General features: G+C 68.9%; 13 protein-coding genes, 1 tRNA gene, 2 pseudogenes and 1 riboswitch. Of the genes and pseudogenes, 11 read left to right on the top strand and 5 right to left on the bottom strand.

Features of this window, described 5'->3' with window-relative positions; genetic code table 11:
• Positions 1-150: 150 nt before the first annotated feature.
• Positions 151-291 (bottom strand): annotated as a pseudogene (locus tag RIC11_RS01880) (30S ribosomal protein S6--L-glutamate ligase); the annotation flags it as partial.
• Between the two features lie 83 nt (positions 292-374).
• Positions 375-447 (bottom strand) — tRNA-Ala (locus RIC11_RS01875).
• A 214-nt stretch (positions 448-661) separates the two neighbouring features.
• Here RIC11_RS01875 and RIC11_RS01870 point away from each other — a divergent pair.
• Positions 662-1,576 (top strand): annotated as a pseudogene (locus tag RIC11_RS01870) (lysylphosphatidylglycerol synthase transmembrane domain-containing protein); the annotation flags it as partial.
• 35 nt (positions 1,577-1,611) lie between these two features.
• Here the strand turns inward: RIC11_RS01870 and RIC11_RS01865 are convergent.
• The gene (locus tag RIC11_RS01865) at positions 1,612-3,096 is read right to left on the bottom strand and encodes a PQQ-dependent sugar dehydrogenase (protein ID WP_350208127.1); all 1,485 of its coding nucleotides are present in this window, start codon (positions 3,094-3,096) and stop codon (positions 1,612-1,614) included.
• 107 nt (positions 3,097-3,203) lie between these two features.
• Here RIC11_RS01865 and RIC11_RS01860 point away from each other — a divergent pair, with 107 nt between their 5' ends.
• Together RIC11_RS01860 and RIC11_RS01855 are read left to right on the top strand one after the other, a co-directional pair.
• Entirely contained in the window at positions 3,204-3,857 is a 654-nt protein-coding gene (locus RIC11_RS01860) for a hypothetical protein (RefSeq protein WP_350208126.1), read from the top strand.
• Positions 3,854-4,102, top strand: a complete 249-nt coding sequence (locus tag RIC11_RS01855) for a hypothetical protein (protein ID WP_350208125.1) — start codon at positions 3,854-3,856, stop codon at positions 4,100-4,102. The genes RIC11_RS01860 and RIC11_RS01855 overlap by 4 nt, the downstream gene beginning before the upstream one ends.
• Here RIC11_RS01855 and RIC11_RS01850 read toward each other — a convergent pair.
• Complete coding sequence (locus RIC11_RS01850; protein ID WP_350208124.1) at positions 4,099-5,103, bottom strand: DUF362 domain-containing protein; 1,005 nt, start codon at positions 5,101-5,103, stop codon at positions 4,099-4,101. The two genes, RIC11_RS01855 and RIC11_RS01850, sit on opposite strands and share 4 nt — an antisense overlap.
• The gene (locus RIC11_RS01845) at positions 5,100-5,993 is read right to left on the bottom strand and encodes a hypothetical protein (protein ID WP_350208123.1); all 894 of its coding nucleotides are present in this window, start codon (positions 5,991-5,993) and stop codon (positions 5,100-5,102) included. Before RIC11_RS01845 ends, RIC11_RS01850 begins: the two co-directional genes overlap by 4 nt.
• 406 nt (positions 5,994-6,399) lie before the next feature.
• Positions 6,400-6,482: riboswitch (cyclic di-GMP riboswitch) on the top strand.
• 240 nt (positions 6,483-6,722) lie between these two features.
• Here RIC11_RS01845 and RIC11_RS01840 point away from each other — a divergent pair.
• The 8 genes from RIC11_RS01840 to RIC11_RS01805 all read left to right on the top strand — a co-directional run bounded on the left by RIC11_RS01840 (position 6,723) and on the right by RIC11_RS01805 (position 16,149).
• Positions 6,723-6,905: a Flp family type IVb pilin gene (locus RIC11_RS01840; protein ID WP_350208122.1), complete on the top strand. Its 183-nt coding sequence runs from the start codon at positions 6,723-6,725 to the stop codon at positions 6,903-6,905.
• Between the two features lie 304 nt (positions 6,906-7,209).
• Positions 7,210-7,782: an A24 family peptidase gene (locus tag RIC11_RS01835; RefSeq protein ID WP_350208121.1), complete on the top strand. Its 573-nt coding sequence runs from the start codon at positions 7,210-7,212 to the stop codon at positions 7,780-7,782.
• A gap of 206 nt (positions 7,783-7,988) precedes the next feature.
• Entirely contained in the window at positions 7,989-9,053 is a 1,065-nt protein-coding gene (gene cpaB / locus RIC11_RS01830; RefSeq protein WP_350208120.1) for a Flp pilus assembly protein CpaB, read from the top strand.
• A 161-nt stretch (positions 9,054-9,214) separates the two neighbouring features.
• Positions 9,215-11,008, top strand: a complete 1,794-nt coding sequence (locus tag RIC11_RS01825; protein ID WP_350208119.1) for a type II and III secretion system protein family protein — start codon at positions 9,215-9,217, stop codon at positions 11,006-11,008.
• Positions 11,009-11,145: 137 nt separating this feature from the next.
• Positions 11,146-12,378: a CpaE/TadZ family protein gene (locus RIC11_RS01820; RefSeq protein WP_350208118.1), complete on the top strand. Its 1,233-nt coding sequence runs from the start codon at positions 11,146-11,148 to the stop codon at positions 12,376-12,378.
• Positions 12,379-12,647: 269 nt separating this feature from the next.
• The gene (locus tag RIC11_RS01815) at positions 12,648-13,973 is read left to right on the top strand and encodes a TadA family conjugal transfer-associated ATPase (protein WP_350208117.1); all 1,326 of its coding nucleotides are present in this window, start codon (positions 12,648-12,650) and stop codon (positions 13,971-13,973) included.
• Positions 13,974-14,108: 135 nt separating this feature from the next.
• Complete coding sequence (locus RIC11_RS01810; RefSeq protein WP_350208116.1) at positions 14,109-15,077, top strand: type II secretion system F family protein; 969 nt, start codon at positions 14,109-14,111, stop codon at positions 15,075-15,077.
• Positions 15,078-15,177: 100 nt separating this feature from the next.
• Positions 15,178-16,149 (top strand): type II secretion system F family protein, encoded by a 972-nt coding sequence (locus tag RIC11_RS01805; RefSeq protein ID WP_350208115.1) that lies wholly within the window; start codon positions 15,178-15,180, stop codon positions 16,147-16,149.
• Positions 16,150-16,327 lie beyond the last annotated feature (178 nt).

The raw sequence follows: 16,327 nt of genomic DNA, 5'->3' as shown, positions 1-16,327 counted from the left end.
GTTACAGTTGGGGGTCGGCGTGTAACGCTTCGCTAAGTCGCCTGGGCGCAACGACTTAACCCCCGTTTTGCAACGTTTTTGCGGACAAACACGATTTTCAGACTGTCGCGTTTGTCTCGAATCGCAGAGCAGCCACACGATAAGGCGGCGCTACGACCGGGGGGCCGGCGCGTCGGTCTCTTCGGGCAGGTCCTTGATCTTCGGGCGGCGTTGCTTGCGGATCTTCTCGGGGACCAGCTCGCGCATCGCGTCGAGCTTGCCGAAGCAGAGCAGGCGGTCGTGCGGCTGGGCGTGACGCCGGCCGCGGCAAGGGAGCGTCCACAGCGATAAGTCAGCCGCCGCGAGGCTTCGCTAGAACGCGGCCTCGCTAGAAGTGGAGGATAGCGGGCTCGAACCGCTGACCTTCTGGCTGCCAGCCAGACGCTCTCCCAACTGAGCTAATCCCCCTTTTGGGGCTCGACCGGCCGCGGCGGGGCGGCGGCGAGCTGCTGCGGCGGTGGGGGCGAGTCGGTTGCGGCACGCTCCCACGCCGAGCAACATAGGATGGCGCGTGCCGCCACGCGTGTCAACGCCGCCCTCGCCCCTGGGGGCGGCGCCGCTGACCGACTGCCCCCCGCCCCGGCCGCCCCTCCCCGCGGGGGCTGGCCCGCCCGCCCCCGCCATGTCGCGCCTGTCCCGTTCCGCCGCGGTTCGACTGGCGTGCGGGCTGCTGCTGGTGGCGGTGCTGCTGTGGCGGGCGGTCGCGTCCGACACGCTCGAGTCGATCGTCGCGTCGCCGCCGCGACCGGACCTTTTTGCGCTGGCGTACGGGGCGATCGTCGTGTCGCTGACCTTGTCGTTCGTGCGGTGGCGGCTGATCGCCGCCGCGGCGGGAGTGCCGATGTCACTCGGCGAGTCGTTGCGGTTCGGCGCGATCGGCTTCGCCTGCAATTTCGTCGCGCTCGGCAACATCGGCGGCGATGTCGTCAAGGCGACGCTGCTCGCGCGGGGGCGGCCCGGCCTGCGTGCGCGGGCGGTGAGCACGGTCGTGATCGACCGGCTAATGGGGCTGTTCGGCTTTTTGGTCTACGCGTCGGCGGCGATCTGGCTGACCGGCGCGGCGGGGGCCGACTCGCCGGCGCCGCTCAGGGTGCTGTGTCGGGCGACGCTGCTGCTCACCGCGGCGGCGGCTGTCGCGCTGTTTGCACCGTTGTGCTCGGAGCGTGCGCCGGGCTGGGTCGCCGGGAGGCTGGTCGGCGTGCGGCTGTTGGGGCCGTTGGCGGCTAAGGTGGCCGCCGCCGCGCAGGTGTACCGCAGCGGGCGGCGGTGGCTGTTCGCGGCGATAGCGGTCGGGATGGTGGTGAACGCGGTGTTTATCGCCTCGTTTTATGCGGCAGCGGCTTCGCTGCCGATGGCGGTCCCAAGCCTGAGGTCGCACTTGTTTATTGTCCCGCAGAGCCTGATCGCCGGCGCGGCGCCGATCTCGCCGAACGGCCTGGGCACGATGGAGGCGACCACCGAGTTCCTCTACCGGCAGGTACGCCCCGAGACGCCGGTGGGCGTGGGCACACTGGCGGCGCTCGCGCACCGCGTCGCGATGTTGCTGGCGGGGGTGACCGCGGTGGCTTACTACTACGCGGCCCCGCGGCGCGAAGCGGACGCGGCGATCAGCCAAGCCAGCGCGAGCGCAGTGGCGGAAGAAGGCTCGGGGACCCCGCCGCCGGCGGCGGCCAGCGCGTCGCGCCAGACCGTGTAGTCGGCCGCGTCGACCACGCCATCGCGGTTGCCGTCGGCTGCCAGATCGTCCGACCCGCCGTAGAGGCTCGACCAAACCGCGTAGTCGTCCGTGTCGAAGTCGGAGTCGCCGTCGTAGTCGCCGGGGAGAGCCATGTCCATGCGGTAGAAGCCGCCGCCGAGCGACAGGACATAGATCTCGCCTGTGAGGTCCTCGACGAAGGCGACAGGGCTTGTGGGCACGTTGCGGCCGAAGAGCTGGCCTGTGATGTTCTCGACGGTATCGAACGGGTCGGCCGGGTCGAACTTCCAGTACCGGCTGGCGACCGCGTCGGCGAAGAAATAATGGCCCTGCAGCGACGGGTCGTAGCCGCGGTACGCGACGCCCCCGGTGATCGAGTTGCCGGTGAACAAGGGGTCGGCCGACGCGTTGTTCGTGTGGAAGTACTCGTAGACCGGGTCGACCGCGCCGGGGGGCTTGGGGCCGCCGACTCCGCCGGTGGGCGTGGCGACGGAGCCCTCGCGTAGCCGCCAGCCGTAGTTCTCGCCGCCCGGGCTATCGCCCGGCTGAAAGTTCACTTCTTCCAGGAAGCTTTGCCCGACGTCGGCGATCCAGAGGTCGCCGGTCTGGCGGTCGAAGCTGTTGCGGAAGGGGTTGCGGAGCCCGTAGGACCAGATCTCGTCGTCGCCGGTGACGCCGACGAACGGGTTGTCGGCCGGGATCGCGTAGTTGCGGCCGGCGTCGGCGGGGAAGTCGTCGCCGGACACGTCGATCCTCAGCATCTTGCCGAGGAGGTTGTTCGTGATGTCTTGGCTGTTGCCGATGCCCGGCGTGTGGCCCGTGCCGTTGTCGTTGCTCCCACCGCCGTCGCCCGAGGCGATATACAGGTACCCGTCGTTGGGGCTGAAGCCGATCCACCCGGCGTTGTGGTTGTTCTGCGGCTGGTCGAACGATAGCAGCGGCGTGATGCTGTCGGCGAGCGCTCGAGTGGGGTCCGCCGGGTCGCGTTGGAAGCGGGCGATGCGCGAGGTCAAACCGCTCGTGCCGCGCGTCACCGTGTAGTACGCGTAACCGTAGCCGTTCGATTCGTAATTCGGGTCCAGGGCGAGGCCGAGCAGGCCCCCCTCGCTGCGGGTGTCGACGCCGGGGATCGTCAGGTAGGGCGTCGGGTCGACCTGGCCGGTCGTCGCGTCGAGTCGGCTGATCGTCCCACTGCGGCCAGCGATGAGGAACTGCCCCGGCAAGGTCGGATCGGCGGCGGCCGTGGTGGCCGTGCCGACCGACGCGATAAACGTCGACCCGGTGACCCCAGCGTACGCTTCGACCGCCAACGCGACCGCCACGATCGAGAGGGGCGTCCTCAGCAAGCCTGCCTTCGTCATCGTTGCCCTGCCTGGTTCGCGTAGCTAGCGAACGATCGACATCGTTCGATAAGGTAGCCACAATAGTAGCGGAGCGACGACCTCATGCAATTCGGGCGCCGAGCGGGATGAGCAGGGAAAGCCGACAGATGGCCGCGGCGTTCCGTGCTCTGCGACCCGTGTACGACCGGCTGGGGACGCGGGGATCGCTCGCGCTAATCGCACTCGCGCTAGTCTACTTGGCTGTTGCACAGCCATGGACCGAGCCGTGGCCCGCAGGGGCCGGGCCGGTCGGCTCGACGCCATCGGCCCAGGCGCCGGTCGGCGATTCGGGAGCGCGGGCGGGCGCAGCGCACGGCGACCAAACCGACGTCGACCCGGCCGAGCTGAGCGACGTGCTGACCGACCAGGGGCGCGGCGTGTTCCGCTCGCCGGCGGGGCTCCGCTACACACGCGGCAGCGTCCACGGGCACCGGCTCGCCCACCTGCTCTCCCACGCCCGCGACGACCCGGCCCGCGACGGGCCGCACGGCGTGTTCGACGAGAGCGACCCGGCCGAGCTGGTGCGCCTGATCGACGCGTTGTACCTGCAAGCGCAGGAGGGGCGCGCGACGAGGTCGCGTCGCGAGCGGGAGCGGACGGTTTATACGGTCGACGCCGGCGAGCGGATCGGCTACGTGGGCGGCGAGACCGGCGCTCGGCGCGGCCGGCCTACCGCGCGGCACGTGCGGATGGTCGTCGAAGGCGACCGGCTTATCACCGCCTACCCGGTCATCCCATGATCTTGCCGAGCATGGCTTCGATAGGGACCTGCCGCATCTGTGGGACGGGTCCGCTCCGTTGGCGCCGGTGCGGCGTGTGCCGGAGGGAGGTCGTCCTGTGCGACGAGTGCGACTCGGCGTGGCGAACGGCCGACACGGCCGGCGCGCCGACCTACGCGACCGACCGCGACATGCCTTGCCCTTGGTGCCGGGCGTCGCTGTGGTCGAACGGGGCGGAATGGGCTGCGGGCGAAGAACGCGCCTAGCTGACGAGCTCGCCGCCGGTCGCGCGGAGCCGCTGCAACGCGGGCTGGTCGAGCACGTCGAACGGATCGACGAGCGGCCGCCACGGCTCGCCGCGTTGCTCGATCCGCTCCTCGGCGATCGGCCCCAGCCGCCGCGAAGCGAGCGCCAGATAGCCGATCCGCTCCGGCACGAGCCCCATGATGCGGGCCACGGTGGCGTCGAGCGCCGGCAGGCTTGCGCCGACAGCCACCAGGCCCATGTGCTTGCGGCTGCCGAGGATCGGCCCGTCGCCTTCCATGCAGTCGATGCCGTCGACGATGCCGACGACGCGGGGCAGGGTGCTGTTGATGTCGGCGACGGTCTCGGGGATGCCGTTGTGGTGCAGTACGTTCTTGGGCCAGCCGTACTTGATGCCCGGGATCACGCCGTACAGATTCTTCATCGCCGCGGTCACGCCGACCCAGTGGTGGGTCTTCATTTTCGGCATCGAGACGACGAGGTCCGCGTCGAGCACGCTCTCGGGCAGGTAGAGGCCCGGCAGCTTGCTGAAGCGGCCGCGGTTGCGGCGGTAGCCGACCCGCTGGTAGTTGAGGTCGGCGAACGGCAGGCGCTCGCCGGCGAGCGCCTCGCCGACGCCCGACTCGATGAGGGCGGTCTCGGTGTCGCGCACGTGGCCGGGCCCCTCGCCGACGGTCACTTCCGCGCCCCATCGGCGGAACACGTCGGCGGCGGCGAGGATCATCGCGGGGTGGGTCGTCATGTGCGGGATCGCGCGCGTCGGCTCGACCAGATTCGGCTTGAGCAGCACCCGCTTGCCGGCCAGTCGTTGCGCGTCGAGCCCAACCGCCACGAGGCCGTCCCGGATGGTCGCGGCCAGCGGGCCGTCGTAGCGCTGGTTCTTCGCGACGAACACCGGCGACGGGCCGCCGTACAGCAAGCGGCCGGCGCCGAGCAGACCCGCGGCCGCCAAGCCGCCGATGCCGATCGCGGTGCGCCGGGTGATTTGGTTCGGCTCGTTCATCGTGCGGCGACGGGGCGAATGGGTAGGCGGTTGTGGGTGAGCGTCGCTTGTGCGGCGAGGGCGAACAGCGCGGGCTTGTACAAGCCGTTGTCGCGACCGACGCGGGACCATGCCGCCGACAGCCGGGCGGCCGCGTCCTCGCCGGCGAGGCCGTGGGCGGCAAGGCCACGCACGGCCCAAGCGACCGACGCGGCGCCAAGCGGCTGTCGGATCGTGTCGGCGAGGTAGTCGAGCGTCAGCCGCAAGCGGGGGTCGTCGACCCGCTCGCCGGCCAGCGCCCACGCGGCCACTCCGCTGGCTTGGGCGTGTTGCAGCAGCTCTTGGCCGAACACGACCGTGTTGCCATAGTTGGCGCCGCCGCTGGGCAGGAGCCGGTCCTGGAGCAAGCGGACGGCCTCGACGCGCCGGGGGTGCGTCGCGAGCGTGCCGTCGCGTAGGGCGACCGCGAAGAAGGCGGTCGGCTCGAGCCACGAGTGCGTGTCGGGCGCCCACGACCAACCGGCGAGGCTGAGGTCGTGACCCAGCACGGGGTTGGGCGGCTGGGTCCAGGGCTCCTGATCGAGCGCCCAATCAGAGGCCGATGCGATCGGCTGCGCGTAGCCGACCGGGTCGACGGCGCGCCACGCGAGGATCGCCAACGCGGTGGTCCAAGCGGGCTCGGCCTGCTCGGCGGTGACGCCGACCGAGCCGTCGCCCGCTTGGCGCTCCGCGAGCCACCGAGCGCCGGCCTGCGCCGCGGCAGGCTCGCCGGCGTGCGCCAGAGCGATGGCGGCCCAGGCGATTGGCTCGCTGGCCGCGGGTCCGTCGGCGTGGTAGCCGCCGATCGGCGAGCGGCGGAGTCGCGTCAGAGCGCTATCGAGGGCCGCTGTGAGGCCGAGTTCTTCCGCCATGGGGGCGACACCGACTGGGAGAGACTGTGCTTCGACTCGCCGCTTCGGCCCGGCAGGGCCGTGATCGGGCAAAGCGTGTTTGGGGCTTGTCTCTACTGTCGCTCGCGGAAGCGGCACGGGTGGTGAGGGGGCTCGGCGCGGCTGCAGAGCGGGGCCGAGAGCGTGCCGGACGCGCCGGCGCAGCCGGTTTACGGGCCTTTTGAAAAAAATCTCAAGCCGCGTTTGACCCGCCCACGGCGTGACATAGGTTTCTGGTGTCGCGAGAAGCCGAGCTCGAATCGAGCCGAAGCGACGCTCTTCAAAACGACTCATCCCACCTGTTTCGCTCACGAGATTTCGCCCGCCGGCGGCCCGAACGAAGGGCCACGGCCGGGAAAACCGAGACAAGAGCCCGCCGCGTATCTGTCCACGAGAAAGGCAAACCCGTCGCGAGGCGGGGGCGCAAAGCCCACGGGCCCAGCAAGATTGCGGGGCAGCCGGGCTGCCGATGGAACGCCCACCCCGCCGCTTCCGAGCGGCTGCGTGGGACGAATGGAATCACCTCACCGGGTGATACGCACGTTCACGTGCTTAATTTCACGACCGAAACGCGACGCCCGGCGGGCTCGCCTTGGAGTAGTCCAAGGGTCGCGTGGAGGTCAGCCAACGAGGGCCCCGATGCCCTCGCCACTAGCAGGGCCACGCCGCGAAAGGCGTCGAGGCGGGTCCGTAAAAACGGAGAGGAAGAAGATGAAGAAGTTCGCCCAGAAAGTCCAACGTTTCCTCGCCTCGGAAGACGGTCCCACGGCTGTCGAGTACGCGGTCATGTTGGCGCTGATCGTGATCGTCTGTCTGACGGCGATCCAGTCGATCGGCACCAACGCGTCGGCCACGTTCACGAGCGTCGCCGGACAGCTTAGCGGCGGCAGCTGATCCGACAGCCTTGGCGACCGGGCCCTGCTAGCCTGGCGCACCACCACCGGCCCGGCCGGCGCTCCGCGAGGGGCGCCGGCCGGGTCTTTTTTTGCGCGCCGCGGGCGACCGAACGAGCCGGTCCGGTTGTCGCGGTTGGCGTGACCGGGAGGGCTGGCGCCGCAACGAGCCGCCGCATCGCGGCCCGGCCGGCCGTCGCGCGGCGCAACGGCGGGCTACGTTTCGGCGGTTCGTCGTGCGGAGTCATCCGGCGCGGGCCGCTTAAGCCTTAAACGACCTCGACGCCTGCGTAGACCCACGAGCCATGGACCCCACCCAACTCGCCGACGCCCTGCTCAGCAACTGGCCCGTTTGGGTCGTCACGGTGACGCTGGTCGTCGCCGCTGTGATCGACGGCCTCCAGCTGAAGGTGCCGAACTGGATCACGTTCCCGATGATCCTCAGCGGTTGGGCGTACAGCGCCACGCTGAGCGCCTACCCCGGCTGGGAGGGTTTGGTCTACAGCCTGATCGGCACGGCCGTGGGCCTCGGCTTGCTGCTGCCCGCCTACGCGATCGGCGGCATGGGCGCCGGCGACGTGAAGCTGATGGCCGGCATCGGCGCCTGGATGTGGGGCACGGTGACCGCCTACTCGTTCGCCGTGTCGGCCGTCATCGGCGGCGTGATGGCGGTGATCATGGTCTTCAGCAAGCAGCGGTGGGAGAAGCACCACGGCCAGTTCTGGCTGATCCTGAACGAGATCCTCACCGTCAAAGACCCCGAACAGCTCGCGCAGATCGCCGCCGAACGCAAGCCGCGGATGATGCTGCTGCCGTACGGCATCCCGATCGCGATCGGCACGATCGCGTACTTCGCCTGGAACCGGATGCTCGTCTGACGACGCCCGTGAGACGGGGGGGCGGCGACCGCCGCTAGCGACCCCCGCCCGCTGATAGCTGACCGCTGAGAGCTGAGAGCTTTGTATTTCCTGGACCGGATGCGCCGGTCCTGCCGAAGTAACCGACGAGGCCCGCTTCGCGGCGGGTGGTCGGAGTGTCTGTCCCCGCTGGGGCAGCCGCGCCGGCCGACCGTGGGGGGAACCACATGCGACCAAAATCTTTACTATTGCTCGCCTTTGCCCTCGGCAGTGGCCTGGCGGCGTCGATCGCCATCAGCCGCGTGATGGACGCCAAGGCGAACGGGGGCGTCGAGCTCGACACGACGCCGATCTACGTGGCGCGGCACAACATCAACCTGGGCGACCCGATCAGCGCCGAGATGGTGGCCCTCGACGAATGGCCGACGGACAAGGCGCCGAAGGGATCGATCACCGCGCTGGAAGACCTCGAGGGACGCCGGCCCCGCACGACGATCGTCGCGGGCACGCCGATCCTCGAGGCGCAGCTGCTGGCCCAGGGCGAGACGGCCGACCCCGTCGCGAACATCCCCGACGGCTTCCGCTTGTCGACGATCAAGGTCGACGCCGAGAAGAGCGCGGCCGGCTTGCTGAGCCCGGGCGACCGGGTCGACGTGCAGCTCTACGTTGCCGCCAGTCAGCGGGCCGGCATCCCCGAGGCGAAGACCCGCGTGATCCTGCAGAACATCCGCGTGTTCGCGGTCGAGCAGGCCGTGCAGCGGTCGGCCGACGGAGAGGAATCGAAGGCCATCCCCAAGACGGTCTCGTTGCTCGTCACGCCGACCCAAGCCACCACGATCAACCTCGCTCAGAATGCCGGAGAGCTGAGCCTGATCCCGCGCAACCCGAACGACGAGAGCGTCGCCGAGGTGGCCGACATCACCCTGACGGAGATCCTCGGCGGCCGCAGCGAGCGTAACTCCCGCGAGGAAGAGCAAAACCGTGAATCGAGCGGCGCCCCGAAGCCGAGTTTCTTGGACACGGTCGTGGGCATGATGAGCCAAGCGGCGCAGCAGCGTCCGCCGTTCGAGATGACGATCGTGCAGGCCGAGGAGGTCACCACGCTGCAGTTCGACCCGTCGACCGGCGCGCCGCTCAGGGGCCAGTACGACGCGCTGCGTGGCGCCCGCACCCGCAGCACGGGGACGAAGGGGACGCCGGCGAGCTTCGCGCCGCCGGCGGTGAAGCCGAGCGAGAAACTCGGCGAGGACGTGACAGGGTTCGATTTCCCGATCGACTTCGGGGAAGAGTAGCCGAGCGAAGCTGAAGCGACGCGACCGCGGCCTACCGCGGCGGCCGTCGGGCGAGGGACCGCCCGCCGGCGAAGAAACTACCTGGGGGGAAGCGTCCGCCACCGCGGTCGCGCCAGGCCATCGCCCCGACGGGGCGGCGGCCGCAACCGGAAAGTACAAGGATGTACGACTCCATCAGCCGCCGATCGGTCCGCGCCGCACGCCGAGCGACCGCCCTCGTGTTGTCGGCCCTCGTGGCGATCCCGCCGTCGGCCTCCGCCCAGACGGGCGGCGGCTCGGTGGTCCGGAAGATCGACGGGCCGAGCGACCAGATCGAGATCACGACCAACTCGAGTCGGATCCTCACGCTCGAGAAAAAGATCCCCAAGGTGCAAGTCAACAACCCCGAGTTGTTGGCGGTCACCCCGCTGTCGGCCAACGAGATCCAGATCTCCGCGAAGAAGGCCGGCGTGACGCAGGTCAACCTGTGGGACGAGAACGGCGACCTCCACACGGTGGACGTCTACATCTACGGCGACGTGCGCGAGCTCGAGCACGCGCTGGCCACGCAATTCCCGAACTCGTCGATCAAGGTCTACCGCTACAGCCAGAGCCTGGTTCTCACCGGATTCATCGACCGGCCCGACTACGTCGACCCGATCGTCCGCCTGGCCGAGGACTACGCGCCCAAGGTGATCAACAACATCGCCGTGGGCGGAGTGCAGCAGGTCCTGCTGAAGGTGAAGATCTACGAGGTGTCGCGGTCGAAGCTGCGGAAGCTCTCCACCGACTTCGCGTTCATCGGCGACGGCGGCTACTTCGGCACCAGCGTGTCGGGCCTGATCAACAACGTGGGCGGACCGAGCAACCCGTTCGGCTTCGTCACCCTGGCCGGCGACGTGAAGGGCGTCGCGGACACGGCGGGCCAAACGGTCGAGTTCGCCGTCACCGACGGCACGGACGCGCTGGTCGGCTTCCTCGACGCGCTGCAACAGAAAGACGTCGCCAAGATCCTCGCCGAGCCGAACATCGTGGCCGTGAGCGGCCGCCCCGCGCAGTTCAACGAGGGGGGCGAGATCCCGATCATCGTGCCCCAGTCGCTGGGCAACGTGGCGATCGAATACAAGCCGTTCGGCACGCAGGTCGACTTCCTCCCGATCGTGCTGGGCAACGGCAAGATCCGCCTGGAAGTCCGCCCCCGGGTCAGCGACCTCGACTTCTCCAACGCGGTGATCATCAACAACACGCAGGTGCCGGCTCTGACGGTCCGCCAGGTCGACACGGCGGTCGAGATGAGCGCCGGGCAGACTTTCGCGATCGCCGGCCTGATCCAGCAACGCACCACGTCGACGCAACGCGGCGTCCCGTTCTTGATGGACATCCCGATCCTCGGCGTGCCGTTCCGGAGCAACTCTAACGAGGTCGAAGAGGTCGAGCTGCTGATCCTGGTCACCCCCGAATTCGTCGACGCGATGGAGCCCCACCAGGTGCCTCCTTGCGGGCCGGGCATGGGCACGGTTTCGCCGAGCGACTGCGACCTGTACATCGACGGCAAGATCGAGACCCCCGACTATTGCAGCCCCTGTGCGAACGGCCGTTGCGGCGGCTGCCCGCAGTGCAACGCCGGCGGCTTCCCCGGCCCCCCCTCGCAGCTGCTCAACGGCGGCGCCCGGCGGGGGGGCTACGGACCGGCCGCGACGCCGACGCCCGCCGGGCCGCCGATGGAGTACTTGCCGGCGCCCGAGTCGATGGGGCCCGGAGAAGGGGTCCCGGCCGACGTGCAGCCGCTGGACCTCAGCCGAGCGGCGCCGCCGACGGGCGAGGCCGGGCAGGCCGCCGAGTCCGCGCCGGGGCCGTCGCACTTCGGCGCCGAGCCTCCGCGGGGCTACGTGCGTCAAGCCGCTCGGCCGTACCAAGCCACGCCGGCGGTCGCCACCGACGAGGGTTTGATCGGTCCGGTCGGTTATGAGGACTGACGCGCCCGACCGCCAAAACGCCCGGCGCGCCCACACAGGTGAGCTAGCCTCTCTTTAGCCGCCAGGCCCCGCCGGTGGTCGCGCGCCCGCCGCCGTGTGGCGCCGTCAGCTGAAGCTCCGATGAGACGCCCTCCGCTATGGCCAATGTCCTGCGACTCGCGATCGTCGACCCGAACGACGGGACGCGCGGATCGCTGAAGGCGACGCTCATGGGCCTCGACACGGTGTGGCTCGAGGCCGAGTGCTCGCGCTACGACTTCGTGCGGGACGTGCTCGATCAGACCGAGCCGGACGTGGCCTTTGTTTGCATGGACAGCGACCCCGACAAGGCGGTCGCGTTGGTGGGGGAGCTGGCGAAGCACAAGCCGGGCGTGAGCGTGCTGGTCTCCAGCAGCTCGACCGACGGGAACCTCATCCTCCGAACGATGCGCGCCGGCGCGAAAGAGTTCCTCACGCAGCCCCTGCGTCCCGACGACCTAGCGACTGCGTTCCAGCGGATCGCCCAGTCGCGGTTCGGCGCTTCGGGCGGGGGGGGCGCCAGCTGCCGGGTGATCGCGGTCACCGGCTGCACGGGGGGCGTCGGCTCCACGAGCATCGCGGTGAACCTCGGCTGCGAGCTCGCGGCGAACCCGAACAACTCGGTCGTGGTGGTCGACCTGGACCTGCCCCTGGGCGACGCCGACGTCTACCTCGACACGATCCCCGAGTACACGCTCACCGACGTCGCCCAAAACATCGGCCGGCTCGACTTCACGCTGCTGAAGCGGTCGCTCACCAAGCACGCTTCTGGCGTGTACCTGCTGCCCAGGCCGGTGCAGCTGGAAGACGCCGGCCTCGTGACGACGGAAGACCTGGGGCGCGTCATCAGCCTGTTGCGCGCGACCTTCACGCACTTGATCATCGACACGTCGAAGGCGTTCAACTCGCTCGACATGCAGGCGATGGACTTCGCCGACGACGTGCTGATGATCAGCCAGCTCGACCTGCCGTGCCTGCGGAACGTGGTCCGGTTGATGATGTCGTTCGAGCAGCGGGGCGCGCTGCGCGACAAGGTGAAGATCATCGTGAACCGCGTGGGGCAGGGCGGGGCGTCGATCAGCGTCAAGAAGGCCGAGACGACGCTCGGCCAAGAGATCTTCTGGCAGCTGCCCAACGACTTCCGCACGATGATCGAGGTCCGCAACAACGGCGTGCCCCTGATCGAACAAGCCCCGAAGGCCGCCCTCACCCAGTCCATCTCGCAGCTCGCCCGCGAGCTGACCGGAGAGGCGGCCCCTGGCGAGGGGGGCTCGAAGTCCACCCGGAGCTGGCTCGGGCTGTGGGGCAAGAAGGGCGCCACCGGGACCGAGGCGGCCGCCGCCGACGCCTGACACACCGCCCGCCCCGCCGGCCGCGGAGAACCGCGATGGGGGGGCGCGCGGGCCCGGTCCCAGATGCCCGCCCGATCGAGAGCCCGCCCCCCTCGTGCGGGGCGCCGTGGGCAGGTCCGGTTTTGCGGATCAGGCCCCGCCACCGGCGAACGCCCAGGCCGAGCCGGCGCGCCGTCCTGCGTGAGCTAGGTTTCAGCGGACATGTCGCTTCCACGCAACAAGGCGTGTGCGACCTCGCTACCGCTCTCCGCCGCGACGCCTCCCCCACCATGACGAAGCTCACGACGCCCCCGTCGGCCATGGCCGGCGCCGACAAGGAAGCCGAGTTCGAGAACCTCAAGCGTCGGATCCACTCGAAGCTGGTCGACAAGCTCGACCTGTCGAGGGTTGGCGAGCTGGAAGGCGACGTGCTGCGCCGGGAAATCCGCCTGGTCGTCGAGCACCTTTGCGACACGGAGGACACGCTCCTCAACCGCAACGAGCGCGACCGCCTGGTCGACGAGGTCCTCGACGAGACCTTCGGCCTGGGCCCGATGGAGATGCTGCTGAAGGACCCGTCGATCAGCGAGATCATGGTCAACGGCCCGAAGAGCGTGTACGTCGAGAAGAGCGGAAAGCTCGTCAAGACGCAGTGCACGTTCCGCGACAACAAGCACCTGATGCAGATCATCGACCGGATCGTGTCACGCGTCGGCCGGCGCGTCGACGAGGTCTGCCCGATGGTCGACGCGCGGCTGGCGGACGGCTCGCGTGTGAACGCGATCATCCCGCCGCTGGCGCTCGACGGGCCGAGCGTCACGATCCGGCGCTTCGGTTCCAACCCGCTGAAGCTAGAGGACCTGCTGAACTACAAGTCGCTCACGCCCGAGATGGTCATGCTCCTCGAAGCGGCCATGAAGGCGAAGCTGAACATCGTCATTTCCGGCGGCACGGGCTCTGGCAAGACGACGCTCCTCAACACGCTGTCGAGCTTCATCAGCAACGACGACCGGATCGTCACGATCGAGGACGCCGCGGAGCTGCAGCTGCAGCAGGACCACGTGGTGCGACTCGAGACCCGCCCGCCGAACATCGAGGGCAAGGGCAAGATCTCCGCGACGGACCTCGTGAAGAACTCGCTGCGTATGCGGCCGGACCGCATCATCATCGGCGAGTGCCGCGGCGGCGAGACGCTCGACATGCTGCAGGCGATGAACACCGGCCACGAGGGCTCGCTCACCACCTGCCACGCGAACACGCCCCGCGACGCCATCGCCCGCCTCGAGACGATGATCATGATGGCCGGCTTCGAGATGCCGATCAAAGCGATGCGCACCCAGATCGCCAGCGCGGTCGACCTGATCGTGCAGGCGAACCGCTTGCAGGGCGGTCCTCGCAAGGTGACCCACATCACCGAGGTGCTCGGCATGGAGCAAGACACGATCGTCATGCAGGACGTGTTCCGCTTCGAGAAGACGGGCGTCGACGAGAACGGGCGCGCGATCGGCCGCTTCGTGGCGACAGGCATCCGGCCGTCGTTCATGGACCGCCTCGAGTCGGCCGGCATCCGGCTTCCCGCAAGCACGTTCCGCGAGCGCGTGATGATGCAAGACTGACGAAGGCTGGGGGGTCGAGGCCGGGGTCTGCGGGACGCAGGCCTCGGCGTTGGGCCTCGGCCGTTTGATCGAACACCGCCGACCTGCACACCGAGCCCCCCAGCCTACCGCCTCCAGCCTACGGCCTGCCTTCCCATGTCTCCCCTGCTGCTAAGCCTGATGGTCTTTGGCGGCGTCACCGGACTGGTGATCGCCGTGGTGATGCTCTGGAGCGGCCAGAAGGACGCGGAGGTCGAAGACCGCCTCGAGGCGTTGACCTCCGGCAAGGCCAAGAAGGGAAAAGATAAGGCGCCGACCGAGAACGAGCTGCTCGCCGAGACCTGGAACCGCGGCGCCGGCTCGATCGAGCAGGCGATCGCCAACCACCTCAACCTGCAGCGCCTGTTTATCCAGGCGGACGTGTCGTTCAGCGTGAGCCAGTTCCTGCTCGCGTGCGTCGCGGCGGCTCTGGTCGGGTTCTTCGGCCCGACGCTGGCCGGCCTGCCCGTGAAGTTCGCCCCGATCTGCTCGATCCTCTTCGTGTTCATGCCGTTCGCGTGGCTGATCATGAAGCGCCGCAAGCGGATGAAGAAGTTCGCCGCGCAGCTGCCCGAGGCCCTGGAGCTCGTCGCCCGCGCGCTCCGCGCCGGCCACAGCCTCGGGGCCGGGTTGAACCTGGTGGGCGCGGAGATGTCGCCGCCGATCGCCAAGGAGTTCGCGCGCACGTTCGAGGAGCAGAACCTCGGCATGCCGCTCGAGGAGGCCCTCGAGAACCTGACCGAACGCGTGCCGAACCTCGACCTGAAATTCTTCGCCACGGCCGTCATCTTGCAACGGCAAACCGGCGGTGACCTGGCGGAGATCCTGGACAAGATCGGGCGGCTGATCCGCGAGCGGTTCAAGATCTGGGGCCAGGTGCAGGCGCTGACCGGCGAAGGCCGCCTGTCGGGCATCGTGCTGCTGGCCCTGCCGCCGCTGCTGTTCGTCGCCGTGTACCGGATGAACCCGGATTACCTGATGCTGCTGTTCACCGACGACCTGGGCAAGAAGATGCTCGTCGGCGGGATCGTGATGCAGCTGCTGGGCGCCGTGGTCATCCAGAAAATCATCAACATCCGTATTTGATCAGCAGTCCGGCGCGCCGCCCGCGGAGGGCGGCTTGCGAGCCGTCGCTGTGCCCGACCGACGCGAGTCGTAAGTCCTCACTTCCTAACGCCGCATTCTCATGTCGCCCATAATCGCCGAATTGATCAGCTCCGCTCTGCTGATGAAGCTGGCCGTCTTCGGTGCGGTGGCCGCCGGCATGTGGTTCGCGCTGGACTACTTCGGCGGCGCGGGCAACGAGCGGACCGACGAGCGGCTCGAAACGCTACGCGACCCGCGGCAAGCGACCCGCGCGAAGAAGCAGTCGGACAAGATGGCGAGGCTCATCGAGCACGCCACGCCCGCCCTCGCTGCGCCGCTCAAGCCGAAGAACCAAGAGGACGCCGGCAAACTCAAGCTGCGGCTCCAGCACGCGGGCTTCCGCAGCGAGAGCGCGATCAGCGTGTTCTTAGGTTCGAAGCTTATCGGGTTGGCCTTTGGTTTCTTGGCGGGCGGCGGGGCGGCCTACTTCACCAAAGGCCTCACGCAAGAGGCGTTGTTCATCACCATCGGCGCCGCCGGCTTCTGCTTCTTCCTTCCCGATCTGGTCGTCTGGTTTGTTAAGAGGCAACGGCAGGACAACATCTTCTACGGGCTTCCCGACGCGCTCGACCTGATGGTCGTTTGCGTCGAGGCGGGGCTCGGCCTCGACCAAGCGATGCGGAAGGTCGCCGAGGAGATGCGGAAGACCTACGGGGTCCTCGCCGAGGAGTTCGCCCTGTGCAACCTCCAGCTCCAGATGGGCTCGCCCCGCAACCAAGTCTTGCAAGAGCTGGGCTCGCGGACCGGCGTCGACGACCTGAAGGCGCTGTCGGCGATCCTGATCCAGGCGGACAAGTTTGGTTCGAGCGTGGCCCAGGCGTTGCGTGTGCAGAGCGACTCGATGCGCACCCGGCGGAGCCAGATGGCCGAAGAGAAAGCCGCGAAGACGGCCGTGAAGCTGATCTTCCCGCTCGTCATCTTCATTTTCCCGGCGATCTTTGTGGTGCTGGTCGGCCCGGCTGCGATCACGATGATCAACGAGATGTTCCCGGCGATGAGCGCCGGCCAGTGATCGGCCGGCTGGCTTTCAGCGGCAGTTGACCGGCCGGCGCCGACCGGCCGGCGACGTTCTCGTGCGGACGCAAGCGCCGCGGTGCGGGTTGGTCCGAGCGGCTTGGCGCCTCGTCAACGGGCGGGGTTCTCGCCTAGGCTTTGTCGGCCCCCGGGCCGTTCGTTGAGCGTCGCCGTGT

Origin of the sequence: Botrimarina sp. (assembly GCF_040219535.1) — a bacterium.
Lineage (GTDB): Bacteria > Planctomycetota > Planctomycetia > Pirellulales > Lacipirellulaceae > Botrimarina.
The sequence above is the reverse complement of the archived record's forward strand: the minus strand, read 5'-3'. Positions and strand labels throughout refer to the sequence as shown.

What these genes read in the sequence shown, in the direction of transcription:
- RIC11_RS01865 (WP_350208127.1), bottom strand. Translation starts at nt 3,096, where the DNA reads ATGACGAAGGCAGGCTTGCTGAGGACGCCCCTCTCGATCGTGGCGGTC.
- RIC11_RS01860 (WP_350208126.1), top strand. Translation starts at nt 3,204, where the DNA reads ATGAGCAGGGAAAGCCGACAGATGGCCGCGGCGTTCCGTGCTCTGCGA.
- RIC11_RS01855 (WP_350208125.1), top strand. Translation starts at nt 3,854, where the DNA reads ATGATCTTGCCGAGCATGGCTTCGATAGGGACCTGCCGCATCTGTGGG.
- RIC11_RS01850 (WP_350208124.1), bottom strand. Translation starts at nt 5,103, where the DNA reads ATGAACGAGCCGAACCAAATCACCCGGCGCACCGCGATCGGCATCGGC.
- RIC11_RS01845 (WP_350208123.1), bottom strand. Translation starts at nt 5,993, where the DNA reads ATGGCGGAAGAACTCGGCCTCACAGCGGCCCTCGATAGCGCTCTGACG.
- RIC11_RS01840 (WP_350208122.1), top strand. Translation starts at nt 6,723, where the DNA reads ATGAAGAAGTTCGCCCAGAAAGTCCAACGTTTCCTCGCCTCGGAAGAC.
- RIC11_RS01835 (WP_350208121.1), top strand. Translation starts at nt 7,210, where the DNA reads ATGGACCCCACCCAACTCGCCGACGCCCTGCTCAGCAACTGGCCCGTT.
- cpaB (WP_350208120.1), top strand. Translation starts at nt 7,989, where the DNA reads ATGCGACCAAAATCTTTACTATTGCTCGCCTTTGCCCTCGGCAGTGGC.
- RIC11_RS01825 (WP_350208119.1), top strand. Translation starts at nt 9,215, where the DNA reads ATGTACGACTCCATCAGCCGCCGATCGGTCCGCGCCGCACGCCGAGCG.
- RIC11_RS01820 (WP_350208118.1), top strand. Translation starts at nt 11,146, where the DNA reads ATGGCCAATGTCCTGCGACTCGCGATCGTCGACCCGAACGACGGGACG.
- RIC11_RS01815 (WP_350208117.1), top strand. Translation starts at nt 12,648, where the DNA reads ATGACGAAGCTCACGACGCCCCCGTCGGCCATGGCCGGCGCCGACAAG.
- RIC11_RS01810 (WP_350208116.1), top strand. Translation starts at nt 14,109, where the DNA reads ATGTCTCCCCTGCTGCTAAGCCTGATGGTCTTTGGCGGCGTCACCGGA.
- RIC11_RS01805 (WP_350208115.1), top strand. Translation starts at nt 15,178, where the DNA reads ATGTCGCCCATAATCGCCGAATTGATCAGCTCCGCTCTGCTGATGAAG.